This window comes from Telluria sp. B2 (genome assembly GCF_051789535.1).
Classification (GTDB): Bacteria; Pseudomonadota; Gammaproteobacteria; order Burkholderiales; family Burkholderiaceae_D; genus Telluria.
Genome location: NZ_CP196525.1, coordinates 3190493 through 3204886, shown reverse-complemented (window position 1 = coordinate 3204886; position 14394 = coordinate 3190493). Strand labels below are relative to the sequence as shown.

General features: G+C 65.4%; 11 protein-coding genes. 3 read left to right on the top strand and 8 right to left on the bottom strand.

Features of this window, described 5'->3' with window-relative positions; all coding sequences use genetic code 11:
* Positions 1–104: 104 nt before the first annotated feature.
* Positions 105–4130 (top strand): phosphoribosylformylglycinamidine synthase, encoded by a 4026-nt coding sequence (gene purL / locus ACSUZJ_RS14280; RefSeq protein ID WP_499409180.1) that lies wholly within the window; start codon positions 105–107, stop codon positions 4128–4130.
* A 320-nt stretch (positions 4131–4450) separates the two neighbouring features.
* On the top strand, positions 4451–4777 hold the full coding sequence (locus ACSUZJ_RS14275; protein ID WP_499409178.1) for a hypothetical protein: 327 nt from the start codon (positions 4451–4453) through the stop codon (positions 4775–4777).
* Positions 4778–5157: 380 nt separating this feature from the next.
* On the opposite strand, the gene ACSUZJ_RS14270 is transcribed toward ACSUZJ_RS14275, so the two are convergent.
* From ACSUZJ_RS14270 to ACSUZJ_RS14245, 6 genes are all read right to left on the bottom strand, one after another.
* Entirely contained in the window at positions 5158–5937 is a 780-nt protein-coding gene (locus tag ACSUZJ_RS14270) for a peptidylprolyl isomerase (protein WP_499409176.1), read from the bottom strand.
* Between the two features lie 91 nt (positions 5938–6028).
* A complete protein-coding gene (locus ACSUZJ_RS14265) occupies positions 6029–6811 on the bottom strand; it encodes a peptidylprolyl isomerase (protein ID WP_499409173.1) in 783 nt (260 codons plus the stop codon).
* 135 nt (positions 6812–6946) lie between these two features.
* Positions 6947–7237 carry a BolA family protein gene (locus ACSUZJ_RS14260; protein ID WP_499409171.1) on the bottom strand — a complete coding sequence of 97 codons (291 nt, stop codon included), beginning with the start codon at positions 7235–7237 and terminating at the stop codon, positions 6947–6949.
* Positions 7234–7866, bottom strand: a complete 633-nt coding sequence (locus tag ACSUZJ_RS14255; RefSeq protein WP_499409169.1) for a septation protein A — start codon at positions 7864–7866, stop codon at positions 7234–7236. Before ACSUZJ_RS14255 ends, ACSUZJ_RS14260 begins: the two co-directional genes overlap by 4 nt.
* Before the next feature lie 30 nt (positions 7867–7896).
* Complete coding sequence (gene msrB / locus ACSUZJ_RS14250; protein WP_499409167.1) at positions 7897–8292, bottom strand: peptide-methionine (R)-S-oxide reductase MsrB; 396 nt, start codon at positions 8290–8292, stop codon at positions 7897–7899.
* Positions 8293–8363: 71 nt separating this feature from the next.
* Positions 8364–9854: a protein adenylyltransferase SelO gene (locus ACSUZJ_RS14245; protein WP_499416542.1), complete on the bottom strand. Its 1491-nt coding sequence runs from the start codon at positions 9852–9854 to the stop codon at positions 8364–8366.
* A 248-nt stretch (positions 9855–10102) separates the two neighbouring features.
* On the opposite strand from ACSUZJ_RS14245, the gene ACSUZJ_RS14240 reads away from it, so the two are divergent.
* A complete protein-coding gene (locus tag ACSUZJ_RS14240) occupies positions 10103–11755 on the top strand; it encodes a 3-(methylthio)propionyl-CoA ligase (protein WP_499409165.1) in 1653 nt (550 codons plus the stop codon).
* 15 nt (positions 11756–11770) lie between these two features.
* Here ACSUZJ_RS14240 and ACSUZJ_RS14235 read toward each other — a convergent pair whose 3' ends face one another.
* Complete coding sequence (locus ACSUZJ_RS14235) at positions 11771–13603, bottom strand: putative bifunctional diguanylate cyclase/phosphodiesterase (RefSeq protein ID WP_499409163.1); 1833 nt, start codon at positions 13601–13603, stop codon at positions 11771–11773.
* Positions 13604–13606: 3 nt separating this feature from the next.
* Positions 13607–14203, bottom strand: a complete 597-nt coding sequence (locus tag ACSUZJ_RS14230; RefSeq protein WP_499409161.1) for an MEDS domain-containing protein — start codon at positions 14201–14203, stop codon at positions 13607–13609.
* Between the last annotated feature and the right edge of the window lie 191 nt (positions 14204–14394).

Here is a 14394-nt window from a genome sequence, read left to right as displayed (position 1 = left end):
GGGCAACCCGCGGCAGGCTCCGAGTCGCTGAAGGTGTTGTCAACCCTGTATAATAGCGGGCTATCTTTCACCCGCAGCCACGCTGCATCAACCAACTTCCAGCCATGTTGATTCTGCCGGGTTCCAACGCCCTTTCGGTATTTCGTAGCCAACGCCTCCTGAACCAGCTGCAAGCAGTCGCTCCCACGATTGCATCGGTCCAGGCTCGCTTCTACCACTTCATCGACGCCAGCGCGCCGCTGTCCACCGCGGACACCGAACGCCTGAGCGCCATGCTCACCTACGGCGAGCCGGTCCCCGAGACGCTGTACGAGGGCGCCACCGAAGAATTCTTCGTGATCCCGCGCCTGGGCACGATCTCGCCCTGGGCCTCGAAAGCGACCGACATCGCGCACAACTGCGGCATGGCCCACGTGCACCGCATCGAGCGCGGCGTGGCCTACAAGGTCGTGCTGAAAAGCGGCATCCTGGGCACCGGCATTGGCGCCCCGAAGAAGCTCTCGAACGAGGAAGTCCAACTGGTCGCAGCCCTGCTGCACGACCGCATGACGGAAACCGTACTGCGCAGTGCCGACGACGCCGTGCGCCTGTTCGACGAGCTCGAAGGCAAGCCGCTCGAAGCCATCGACGTTTTGGGGCAGGGCCGCGAGGCGCTGGTGCGCGCCAATACCGAACTCGGCCTGGCGATGTCGGAAGACGAGGTCGACTACCTGTTCGACGCCTTTACCAGGGCCGAGCGGAACCCGACCGACGTGGAACTGATGATGTTCGCCCAGGCGAACTCGGAACACTGCCGCCACAAGATCTTCAACGCCGACTGGGTGATCGACGGCGTGAAGCAGGACAAGTCGCTGTTCCAGATGATCAAGAACACGCACCAGCTGCAGCCGAAGGGCACGATCGTCGCCTACAGCGACAACTCCTCGATCATGGAAGGCGCAAGCGTCACGCGCTTCTTCCCGCGCGCGGGCGGCGAATACGCCCCGTCGAGCGAGCTGGTCCACACCCTGATGAAGGTCGAGACCCACAACCACCCGACCGCGATCTCGCCCTTCCCGGGAGCCTCGACCGGCGCCGGCGGCGAGATCCGCGACGAGGGCGCGACCGGCCGCGGCGCCAAGCCGAAGGCGGGCCTGACCGGTTTCACGGTCTCGAACCTGCTGCTGCCGGACGCCCAGCGCCCCTGGGAGAACGCGGCCGACGTGACCGCCAGGGGTGAAAGGGCGGAGGCGCCGGTCTACGGCAAGCCGGAACGCATCGCTTCGCCGCTGCAGATCATGATCGACGGCCCGCTCGGCGGCGCCGCCTTCAGCAACGAATTCGGCCGTCCGGTCCTGGGCGGCTACTTCCGCACCTACGAACAGAACGCCCAGGCCGCCGGCGGCGTCTACGGCTACCACAAGCCGATCATGATCGCGGGCGGCATCGGCAACATCGCCGACCAGCACACGCACAAGAACGACATCCCGGTCGGCAGCCTGCTGATCCAGCTGGGCGGCCCGGGCATGCGTATCGGCATGGGCGGCTCGGCCGCGTCCTCGATGGCGACCGGCACGAACACCGCGGATCTCGACTTCGACTCGGTCCAGCGCGGCAACCCCGAAATGGAACGCCGTGCCCAGGAAGTCATCAACGGCTGCTGGCAGCTGGGCGCCGAGAACCCGATCATCTCGATCCACGACGTCGGCGCGGGCGGCCTGTCGAATGCCTTCCCGGAAATCGTGAACGACGCCAGGCGCGGCGCGACGTTTGATTTGCGCAAGATCCAGCTCGAAGAGAGCGGGATGGCGCCGAAGGAAATTTGGTCGAATGAGTCGCAAGAGCGATATGTGTTGGCAATTTCTCCAGACGACCTGCAGAAATTTGCATCCCTGTGCGAGCGCGAGCGCTGCCCGTTCGCGGTCGTCGGCGTCGCCACCGAAGAGCGCCAGCTGCGCGTGATCGATCCGGAAATGGGCAACAATCCCGTCGATATGCCGATGGAAGTCCTGCTCGGCAAGCCGCCGAAGATGCAGCGCAATGTCGAGCACGTGCAGCGCACGCTGCCGGCGGTCGACCTGACCGGCATCGCGCTGGAAGAAGCCGCGCGCCGCGTGCTGCTGCTGCCGACCGTGGCCGACAAATCCTTCCTGATCACCATCGGCGACCGCACCGTGGGCGGCATGACCGTGCGCGACCAGATGGTCGGCCCATGGCAGGTGCCGGTGGCCGACTGCGCCGTCACCGCGATGAGCTACGAAGGCTACCAGGGCGAAGCGATGTCCATGGGCGAGCGCACCCCGCTGGCCGTGATCGACGCCGCCGCCTCGGGCCGCATGGCCGTGGGCGAGGCGATCACCAACATTGCTGCAGCCCCGATCGCCTCGATCGAGGACATCAAGCTGTCGGCCAACTGGATGGCTGCCTGCGGCCAGCCGGGCCAGGACGCAGCCCTGTTCGACACCGTCAAGGCCGTCGGCATGGAACTGTGCCCGGCCCTGGGCATCAGCATCCCGGTCGGCAAGGATTCGCTGTCGATGCGCACCACCTGGAATGATGGCGGCGAAGCCAAGGAGGTGATCTCGCCGGTGTCGCTGATCGTCTCCGCCTTTGCGCCGGTGCCGGACGTGCGCCGCTCGCTGACCCCGCAACTGAAGCTCGATGCGGGCGATACCGCCCTGGTGCTGATCGACCTGGGCCGCGGCAAGAACCGCCTCGGCGCATCGGCGCTGGCGCAGGTCACCCAGCAACTGGGCGATTCCGTGCCGGACGTCGATTCGCCGGAAGACCTGAAGGCCTTCTTCGGAGCGATTCAACGATTGAATGCCGAGGGCAAGCTGCTGGCCTACCACGACCGTTCCGATGGCGGCCTGTTCGCCACGCTGGTCGAGATGGCCTTTGCCGGCCGCGCCGGCGTCTCGGTGAACCTCGACATCCTGACCATGGAAGGCGAGCACGCCTCCGACTGGGGCGACGCCAAGAACTGGGCGGCCCAGGTCGGCGAGCGCCGCAACGAGATGACCCTGCGCGCGCTGTTCTCGGAAGAGCTGGGCGCCGTGATCCAGGTGCGCGAGGAAGACAAGCGGCAGGTGATGAACGTGCTGCGCGAACTGAACCTGGGCGCTTGCAGCCACATCATCGGCAAGGTCAACGATCGCGGCGTGGTCGAATTCACGCGCGACGCGAAAGTCATCTACAACGAAAAACGCAGCAGCCTGCACCGCCTGTGGAGCGAGACCAGCTGGCGCATCGCGCGCCTGCGCGACAACCCGGCCTGCGCCGACCAGGAATACGAGCGCCTGCTGGACGAAACCGATCCTGGCCTGTCGCCGAAGCTCACCTTCGATCCGAGCGAGAACATCGCCGCGCCCTTCATCGCGACGGGCGTGCGTCCGCGCGTGGCGATCCTGCGCGAACAGGGCGTCAACTCGCACATCGAGACCGCCTGGGCGATGCACCAGGCCGGCTTCAATGCGGTCGACGTGCACATGAGCGACCTGATCGCCGGCCGCGCCAAGCTGGATGATTTCCACGGCGTGATCGCGGTCGGCGGCTTCTCCTACGGCGACGTGCTGGGCGCGGGCGAGGGCTGGGCCAAGACCATCCTGTTCAACGAGGGGCTGGCCGAACAGTTCGCGCGCTTCTTCGCGCGCCAGGACACCTTCGGCCTGGGCGTGTGCAACGGCTGCCAGATGCTGGCCAACCTGAAGCCCATCATCCCGGGCGCCCACGCCTGGCCGAAGTTCACCCGCAACAAGTCCGAGCAGTTCGAAGCGCGCTTCGGCATGGTCGAGGTGCTCGACTCGCCGTCGATCTTCTTCGCCGGCATGGCGGGCACCCAGGCGCCGCTGGCGATCGCCCACGGCGAGGGCTTCGCCGACTTCTCGCAGACCGGCGACATCTCGCAAGTGGTGCAGTCGCTGCGCTACGTCGACAACCGCGGACAGGCCACCGAACAGTATCCGTTCAACCCGAACGGCTCGCCGGGCGGCCTGACCGCAGTCACTACCCCGGACGGGCGCTTCACCGCGATGATGCCGCACGCCGAGCGCGTGTTCCGCACCGTCGTGCACTCCTGGGCGCCGGAAGGCTGGGGCGAGGACAGCCCGTGGATGCGCATGTTCCGCAACGCGCGCAAGTGGGTCGGCTGATCTCTGGTTGACGCAACAAAAGAAGCGCCCCGCTTGGGGCGCTTTTTTTATTTCAACATTTCTTCTATAAAATTCAAAGACTTGGCAAGCTGGGCTGGGATAAGTCCACGCGCCGGGCGCGGGCGGATCATGGGTGCTGGCTTTCCATTCGCCCTTTGTTCAAGGAGACAGCTCAGGCGCTTCCGCACCCGCCAAACCGCCATCCCGATCGAACTGACGCTTGCACTCGGGCCCGTGCTCAGCCTTGTCGCCGGCAGCACCTCCGCTGCCACCGCCAGGGATGCCGTACCTGCGGCTACTGGGGCAACAAGCCGAATGTGATGTGGCCGGCGTCTTACGACCGCAATGCCCCGTTCTTCTCCAGCGGCCTGACCTGGCAGCAGGTCCTCGACAGCCCGGTGCGTGGCAACGCCTACCTGATCCTGGCGCACCAGTACATCGCGGCCGTCCTCAACCGCGCCGCCGGCGCCTCGGCGCCCTCGGGCGTGCAGGGCGTGATCGCCGCGGCGACGGCCTGGATCCAGGGCGGCGCGACGCTGTCGACCTGCGGGCCGGGCGAGTGCGCGCTGCAGAAGGCCTGGGCCGGGACGCTGGACGTGTATAACAACCGGGAGTATCCGGGAGCGCCGAAGCATTGCCCGGATTGAGCAGCGGATGGGCGTGGAGGCGGGGCAGGGGCTTCGTTCACCTTGGCCCGTGCGACCGATGCGGCCCGGCCTTTCGTAGGGTGGGCTCCCGAGTCCACGCGGTCTCACCGGTTGATCCACGGCAACGACTCACGAAGTCACGCTCCCGTATCCAGGATGCTTTACGAAAGTTCCGAAGCTGTACCGCGTGGGGTCGAGGCCCCACCCTACGAACTCAACGCATCGCGAGCGGGACTTCGTGGGACGGTCCCGCTGTTCGAACGGTGAGACCGCGTAGGCACAGGCGCCCGCCCTACAAAAACCAAACCCGCGGCGATCTCGTTACCGAAAACAAAAAAGGCGCTTCCATGGAAGCGCCTTTCTATTCGTCCGATCCGAAATTACTGGATCTTCGCCTTCTTCATCAGCGACTCGCGGAATTCCGCCAGTTTCTTTTGCTGCAGCGATTCCGCGACCTGCTGCTTGACCTGGTCCAGCGGCGGGACCTGGACCGGGCGCACGTCTTCCAGCTTGATGACGTGGTAGCCGAACTGGGTCTTCACCGGGGTGTCGGTGATCGCGCCTTTTTGCAGCGAGGTCATGGCCTTCGAGAACTCAGGAACGAAGCCGCGCGGGTCGGCCCAGCCCAGGTCGCCACCGTTCTGGGCGGTGCCGTCCTTGCCCTGCTTGGCCAGTTCCTCGAACTTGGCGCCGCCCTTGAGCTTGGCGATGATCGCCTTGGCCTCGTCTTCCTTCTCGACCAGGATGTGGCGGGCGTGGTATTCCTTCTCCGGCGCCTGGGCCTTGGCCTTGTCGTACTCGGCCTTGATCTCGGCATCCTTGACCGGGTTCTTCTTGACGTAGTCTGCCAGCATCGCGTTGATGATGATGCTCTGGCGCGCGTTGTCGATGGCGGCCTTCACGTCCGGGCGGGCGCCGACGCCTTGCTTGTCGGCTTCCTGGATCAGGACTTCGCGGCCGATCAGGTCCTTCTTGATCAGTTCGCGCAGTTGCGGCGAATCCGTGGCGCGGCCTTGGGCGACAACCTGCTTGACCACCTGGTCAACCTTTGCCGCCGGGATCGGCTTGCCATTGACGGTCGCAACGTTCTGCGCGAAGACAACGGGCGCGGCAACCATCGCGGTCATGGCGAGCAACAGGCGGGTGGGCTTCAAAATCATTGTTCGGATCCTATAAAAACTCGATAAGTCGCCGCTGGCGACGAAACCCGGCGCGCGAACGCTGAACCGCGCGCGCCGGAGGCACAACATCTTACTGTACCTTTGCCTTTTTGACCATTTCCTCTTGGTAGGAGGCCAGTTTCTGCTGGGTCAGGCTTTCGGCGATCTGCGGCTTGATCTCTTCCAGGGCCGGCACCTTCACGGCGCGGGTGTCGTCGACCTTGATCACGTGGTAGCCGGCGCCGGTCTTGACCGGGGTCTCGGTGATGCCGCCTTTTTGCAGCTTGGTGAAGCCGGCTGCGAATTCCGGCGGGAAGGCCGACGGGGTAGCCCAGTCGAGGTCGCCGCCGTTGTTGGCCGAACCGGTGTCCTTGCTCTGCTTGGCCAGCTCTTCGAACTTGGCGCCGCCCTTGAGCTTGGCGATGATGGCCTTGGCCTCGTCTTCCTTCTCGACCAGGATGTGGCGCACGTGGTATTCCTTCTCGGCGGCCTGGGTCTTGGCGTAGCGGTCGTACTCGGCCTTGATCTCGGCGTCGGTCACCGGGTTCTTGGCGATGTAGTCACGCGCCAGCTGGCTGACGACGATGGCCTGGCGGGTGCTGTCGAGCGCCTGCCTGACTTCCGGCTTCTTGTCATAGCCCTGCTTGATGGCTTCCTGCATCAGCACTTCGCGCTCGATCAGCTGCTTCTTGATCATCTCGCGCAGTTGCGGGGAGTCCTGGCCCTGGCCCTGTGCCACGACCTGCTTCACGATCGCGTCCACGCGCGAAGTCGGGATGGCCTTGCCGTTCACCACGGCGAGGTTCTGGGCGAATGCGGGTGCTGCGATAACGGCGATCAGGGCTAACAGCAGGCGTGCTGGCTTAAAAGTCATTATGGTGTTTCCTGTGGGAGGGAGTTGCTTGGACGGGATTTATTGATTTATTTCTTTTACTGAGCAATTCAATTTTGCGACAGATTTCTTAAGCGGCGCTGAACCGGCCTCAGTCCGGTTCCTCGGCTCGTTTCCTCAGCTTAGCTCCGACGGCGCCAGGGCCGTAATCGCCAGGGCGTGGATCTCGGCCTTCATCATATCGTGCACGGCATCATACACCAGTCGATGACGCATGACGAGTCTTAGTCCCTCGAAGCGCTCGGAGACGATGCGCACGCTGTAATGGCCGCCGCCCGAGGCCGCGCCGGCATGGCCGGCGTGCAGGGCGGAGTCGTCGCCGACGGCCAGGTCGAGGGGCGCGAGGGCCTCGGTCAGGCGCGCTTCGATGCGGGCGACGCGGGTGTCGACGCGGTTATCGAGACTCATGCTTCCTCCTGTGGGACATGTTTAACCAGCAGCATGGCTTGGCCGACGCTGAACAGGAAGAAAATCGCGGTCATGCCGAATACCTTGAAGTTGACCCAGGCGCTCGTGTTGTCCTTGAAGACTACGAAGGCCATGACCAGGTTCAGCGCGCCGAGGAAGAACAGGAAGCCCATCCACTGGTAACCGACGCGCGGCCAGATCTCGTCGGGCAGGGGCAGGGCTTCCTGCATCACCTTCTTCATCAGGTTGTTCTTGAGGAAGACCTGGCTGACGAAGAGGGCGCCGGCGAAGATCCAGTACAGCATGGTCGGCTTCCACTTGATGAAGGTCTCGTCGTGGAAATAGATCGTCGCGCCGCCGAACACGACGATGACGAAGAAGGAGACCCACAGCATGGTGTCGACCTTGCGCCGGCGTACCAGCAGGTAGCCGACCTGGAGCACGGTGGCGATGATGCCGACCACGGTGGCGAGCATGATCGGCGCCTGGCTGGCAATGATCTTGCCGCCGGAAACCATGCCACCCAGCCAGGTCTCGGCGAGGGCGACGGCGGCCGCTTCGTTGCCGGTGCCGTACTTGTAGACCGCGAAAAAGAGAATCAGCGGAAAGAAATCGAACAGGAATTTCATGTCGTGTCGGGTCGGTCTCGAGGGTAAGGCTTACAGCGCTTCGAAGCGCAGGGCGGCCGAGTTGATGCAGTAGCGCAGGCCGGTCGGCGGCGGGCCGTCCGGGAACACGTGGCCGAGGTGGGCGTCGCAGACGGCGCAGATGATCTCGGTGCGCAGCATGCCGTGGCTGCGGTCTTCCTTCTCGATGACGTTTTCCGGGTCGAGCGCCTTGAAATAGCTGGGCCAGCCGCAGCCGGATTCGAACTTGGCGTCGGACTCGAACAGCGGGGTGTCGCAGCAGACGCAGTGGTAGATGCCGTGCTCGTGGTGGTCCCAGTATTTGCCGGTGAAGGCGCGCTCGGTGGCGGCATGGCGCGTCACCTGGTATTGCATCGGGTCGAGCTGGGCACGCCACTCTTGGTCGGTCTTGGTCACTTTATCGGTCATGGTGGTCTTTCAGGTTAAATCTGGTGAAGCAAAGGTAAAGCAAAGGCGAAGCATGGCGCAGGAAGATCGGTTCAGGAAGAACAGCTGACTTCGAGGTGGGCGGCCCAGTCCGGCGGCAGCGCGGCGTAGGCCTCGTGCCCGGGCTGTTCGTCGAAAGGCTGCTCGAGGATTGCCAGCAGCTTGCCGACCTCGCTGTAATCCCCGTTCTGTGCCCGTTCGATCGCCTGCTGCGCCAGATAGTTTCGCAGGACGTACTTCGGGTTGACCCGGTTCATGGCGGCGCGGCGCGCCGCGTCGTCGCTGTCCTCCAGGCGCAGCCGCTCGCGGTAGCGCAGGGCCCAGTCGTCGAAGGCGGCGCGGTCGATGAAGAGGTCGCGCACGCCTTCCTCGCTGCCGGCTTGCCCGACCTTCAGGTCGGCCAGGCGCCGGAACAGCAGGGTGAAGTCGACGTGGCTGGCCTGCATGATGGTGAACAGGCTGTCGAACAGGGCGCGGTCGCCCTCGTGCGCCTGGGTCAGGCCGAGCTTGGCGTGCAGCAACGCGTCGAGCTTGCGCTCGAATTCGGGCATGTAGACGTCCAGCGCCTCCTGGGCGGCGTCGACCTCGCCGATCAGCGGCAGCAGGGCGTTGCCCAGGGCGTAGCAGTTCCAGTGGCCGATCGCGACCTGGTTCGCATACGAATAGCGCCCGCCCTGGTCGGTATGGTTGCAGACGTGGTTGACGTCAAAAGCTTCCATGAAGCCGAAGGGACCGTAGTCGAGCGTCAGGCCGAGGATGGACATGTTGTCGGTGTTCATGACGCCATGCATGAAACCGACCGATTGCCAACCGGCGATCATGCGCGCGGTGCGCCGCGTGACTTCCGCCAGCAGTTCCTTGTAGGGGTTCTGCGCGCTGCGCAGCGTGGGATAGAAGCCGTCGATCACGTAGTCGGCGAGCTGGCGCAGTTCGTCCTGTTTGTCGCGGTAATACCAGTGCTCGAACGAGCCGAAGCGGACAAAAGAGGGCGCCATGCGGGTGACGACCGCGGCGGTCTCGAGCGACTCGCGCATCACGCGCTGCTGCGAGCCGGTCACCACCAGGGCGCGGGTGGTCGGGATGCCGAGCGCGGCCATCGCTTCGGAGCAGAGGAATTCGCGGATCGAGGAACGCAGTACGGCGCGGCCGTCGCCCATGCGCGAGTAGGGCGTCTTGCCGGCGCCCTTGAGCTGCAGCTCCATGCGGGCATCAAGCCCGGGCAGGTCGCCGAGCAGGATGGCGCGGCCGTCGCCGAGCTGGCCGGCCCAGACGCCGAACTGGTGGCCGGAATACACGGCCGCCAGCGGCTGGGCGCCCTCGGGCACGGCGTTGCCGGTGAAGGCGGCGACGAAGTCGTCCTGGGCCAGGGCCTCGGGCGTCAGGCCGACCAGGCTGGCCGCGCGCGCGCTGGCCGCAACGAAGTACGGCGCGGGCATCGGCGTCGGGATCAGCCGCGTGTAGAACGCGGGCGGCAGGGCTGCGAAGCCGTTGCCGAAGGGGAGTTCGTTGGGCGTAATGGCAGTTCCAGTGCGAGTAAGAGTCAGACCAAGGTTTGGATCAAGAGTCGGATTGATAACGCGATTCTACCGTACCGGGCCGATTCTATTCGCGCACGCATGATCGGCAAGCGCGCTTACATCCGGTAACGCCCGCCGCCGCCGGCTGCCGACGCACCGAAACGGTGCTTGTTGCAACGCACCATCGAAACATGTTGACGCACTGCATCGCCACGAATCACACTCGTCCGAGCTTGACATAAAGATCATAGCTGACAGCCACAGGAGACCTAGCGATGACGCCTTACCCGAAGAGCCCGCTGATGGGCCAGATGATGGACCAGCCCCTGCTCATTTCGAGCATCATCGAGTTCGCCGCCCGCCATTACGGCGCCAACGAGATCGTTTCGCGCCGCGTCGAAGGCGACCTGCACCGCTACACCTACCGCGAGTGCGCGCAGCGCGCGCGCCGCATGGCGAAAGCGCTCGAGGGCCTGGGCGTGCAGATCGGCGACCGCGTCGCCACCCTGGCCTGGAATGGCTACCGCCACATGGAGCTCTACTACGCGGTCTCGGGCTCGGGCGCGGTGCTGCACACGATCAACCCGCGCCTGCACCCCGAGCAGATCGCCTACATCGTCAACCACGCCGAGGACCAGTACCTGTTCTTCGACCTGACCTTCCTGCCGCTGATCGAGGCCGTCGCCCCGCACTGCAAGACCGTGAAGTCCTTCGTGCTGATGAGCGACCGCGCCCATATGCCGCAGGAGACCAAGATCGCCAGCCTGCTGTGCTACGAGGACCTGATCGCCTCCAGCAGCGACGACTACGTCTGGCCCCAGTTCGACGAGAACTCGGCCGCGTCGCTCTGCTACACCTCGGGCACGACCGGCAATCCCAAGGGCGCGCTGTATTCGCACCGCTCGACCATCCTGCACGCCTATGCCTCGGCCATGCCGGGTTCGCTGAACGTGTCGAGCGTGGACACGATCGTGCCGGTGGTGCCGATGTTCCACGTCAACGCCTGGGGCCTGCCTTACTCGGTGCCGCTGTCGGGCGCGAAGATGGTGTTCCCGGGCGCGGCCCTGGACGGCAAGTCGCTCTACGAACTGTTCGAGTCCGAAAAAGTGACCTTCTCGGCCGGCGTGCCGACGGTCTGGCTGGGCCTGATCAACTACGCGCTCCAGAACAACCTGAAGTTCTCGACCTTCCGCCGCACCGTGATCGGCGGCTCGGCCTGCCCGCCGGCGATGATGGACACCCTGATCGACAAGCTCGACGTGCACGTGATCCACGGCTGGGGCATGACCGAAATGTCGCCGCTGGGCACCACCGGCGGCCTGCAGGCCAAGCACCTGGCATTGCCGAAGGAAGCGCAGCGCAAGATCCTGCAGAAGCAGGGCCATGCGATCTTCGGCGTGGACATGAAGATCGTCGACGACGATGGTAACGAGCTGCCCTGGGACGGCGAGACCTACGGCCACCTCTACGTCAAGGGACCGTGGATCGTCTCGGGTTATTTCCGCGGCGAAGGCGGCGACGTCCTGAAGGACGGCTGGTTCCCGACCGGCGACGTGGCCACCATCGACGGCGACGGCTACATGCAGATCACCGACCGCAGCAAGGACGTGATCAAGTCGGGCGGCGAGTGGATCGGCAGCATCGACCTGGAAAACATCGCGATGGCCCATCCTGCCGTGCTGCAGGCGGCCTGCATCGGCGTGGCCCACCCGAAATGGGACGAGCGTCCGCTGCTGGTGGTGGTGCGCCGCCCCGGGCAGGACGTGTCGCGCGAGGAATTGCTGGCCTTCTTCGAGGGCAAGGTGGCGAAGTGGTGGCTGCCCGACGACGTGGTGTTCACCGAGGCGCTGCCGATGGGCGCAACCGGCAAGATCCAGAAGAACCGCCTGCGCGACCAGTACCGCGAGCACCAGCTGCCGACCGCCTGAGGCGCCGGGCAACCCTCAGGGGCCTGCCGGGTTCCATTCGGCCAGGCCCGCCTGCCTGAACAGGCCCGGCACCTGGTCCGGCGGCACAGGGCGCGCCAGCAGGTAGCCCTGGAGTTCGTCGCAGCCGTGCTTCTTCAGGCACTGGGCCTGGCCGAGGGTTTCCACGCCCTCGGCATTGACGCGCATCCCGAGCGTGCGGGCAAAGGAAATCACGGCCAGGGCCACGGCCGCCGCGCTGGGCACGGTTTCGATCTCGTGCACGAAGGAGCGGTCGATCTTCAGCTTGTCCGCCGGGAAGTTGCGCAGGGCGCTGAGGCTGGAGTAGCCGGTGCCGAAATCGTCGATCGAGATCTTCACGCCCAGGCCCTTGAGCTTGTGCAGGAGCGCGCTCGCGTGGCCGAGGTCGTGCATGATCGAGCTTTCCGTGATTTCCAGCTCGAGCAGTTCCGGCGCCAGCGCGGTGTCGCGCAGCACCTGCCTGACGGTTTCGACGATCCGCTCGTCGCGCAACTGCCGGGCCGCGACATTCACCGCCACCGACATGCCCTCCAGTCCCGCTTCCTGCCACAGGCGCGCCTGCAGGCAGGCGCGGCGCAGCACATATTCCCCCAGCGCGACGATGAGCGCGGAGTCTTCCGCGATCGGAATGAACCTGCCCGGTTGCAGGAGGCCGCGCTTCGGATGCTGCCAGCGCACCAGCGCTTCGGCGCCGACGTAGCGGTTGGCGGCGACATCGAGCTTCAACTGGTAGTGGACGGTCAGCTCGCCGGCGCCGATTGCGTGCCTGAGCTCGGTTTCGAGCTCCATGCGCTCGGCCACCGGCGCGTCGCGCGTGCTGGCGTAGAACTGGACGTTGTCCTTGCCCGAGGCCTTGGCCCTGTGCATCGCCGTGTTGGCGCGCCGCAGCAGGAGTTCGGCCTCGGCGCCGTCGAGCGGATAGACGCAGGCGCCGATGCTGGCGGTGACCACGACCTGCCTGTCGACCAGCGCCATCGGTTCGCGCACGGCCGCCAGCATGGCCGAGAGGCGTGCGCTGCTGCGTTCGACGTTCTCGAGGCCGGCGAGCAGGATGACGAAGTCGTCCGAACCGATGCGCGCCACCGTGTCGCTCTCGCGCACCAGCCGGCACAGGCGGCGCGCCGTCTCGCACAGGAAGGCGTCGCCGCAGGCGTTGCCCAGGCCGGTGTTCATGAAGGAAAAGCTGTCCAGGTCGAGGTAGACCACGGCGACCATGTGGCCGTCGCGCTGGGCGTTGACGATTGCATTGTGCAGGCGGTCGATGAGCAGGGCCCGGTTCGGCAGGCCGGTGACCGGATCGTGGGTGGCGCGGTATTCCAGTTCGCGGGTGCGTTCGGCCACCCGCATTTCGAGCAGGTCGCGCGCTTCGCGCAGCTCGGCGTTGAGCTGGGTGAGGCGGGCCTGGTAGCGGCGCGACACCAGGACGCGGTTGATGGTGCTCGAAATATTGCTCAGGAAGGGCAGGTAAGGCTGCAAGGCCACCTTGTCGCGGACAAAAACGACCAGGCTGCCCAGGTGCTGCCCGGGCGTATCCATCGGGAAGCACTGGATGTCGGGGCCCAGCTCGCGCAGCAGGTTGTGGGTGGGCTGGTCCGGAATCGCGGCGACGCAGCGCTCCAGCAGGACCGCCAGTTGCGGATCGGGCTCGTTCACGCCGACGAGATGCAGGAAGACGTCGGCGATCCCCGGCAGGCCCGACAGTGCGCGGCGCACGAATTCGACCATGCGGATGTCGTCGGGAATCGCGTCGACCGCCTGCTGGATGACCAGCAGGCGGCCGAGGACCGCGGCGCTCGGCCCGTCTGCATCGGCGCTGGACTGGGCATCCATGGTTTATTCCTGCCGGTAGAAAGGATTGCGCAGGATATGGCCGCCGACGATCATGACCGGATGCACGTTCATCACGTCGAACATCATGGCGCCGTCGAACTTGCGCAGGTCGTACTGGCACATGACGGTGATCGGCGTCTGCCTGACCAGCTCGTTGATGCGCGATTCGCATTCGATGATGCGCTCGGTCCCGGGAACGCCGCGCAGCGCCCAGTCCATTTCACCGGCAAGGCGCGCGCCCTGCAGTCCGGCGGCGCGCGCCTGGGCGTACTTCGCGCGCAGGCTGGCGAGCAGGGTTTCCGGGTCAAAACTGCCGTCGGGGTAATAGCCTTCCATGCTGGTCGACAGCTCCACCTGGCCGGGGGCGTGCAGCAAGGCGGCGGTGAGGTCGAGCTGGGCGATGGCTTCCGGCAAGTGCGCGCGGGTCGGCACGTCGGCCAGGTAGCCGAAGGCTTCGTTCTCGAGCAGGGCATGGCGCGCGAACAGGGGCAGGATGCGCCTGCGCTCCTCGTCGCTGCTGTACAGATAACAGATATGGGTACCCTCCGGATACCGTTCCTCCGTGAAGCCGAGGCAGATATGCCGGCATGCCTCCGTCATGGCGCCCTCCTTGTGGTCACGAGGCCACGGGGCGCTCGATGTGTTCAGGGTACACCGGCGGGCGGGCGACGCACGCTGCGACTCCCGGCCGCGGGCGGGGCGATGGTGCAAGTGCGGGACCGGGGACTTGGCGCTTGACGCCCGCCCGTAACTGATGCTTAATTGAAATTTTATTTTGTAAATATTTATAG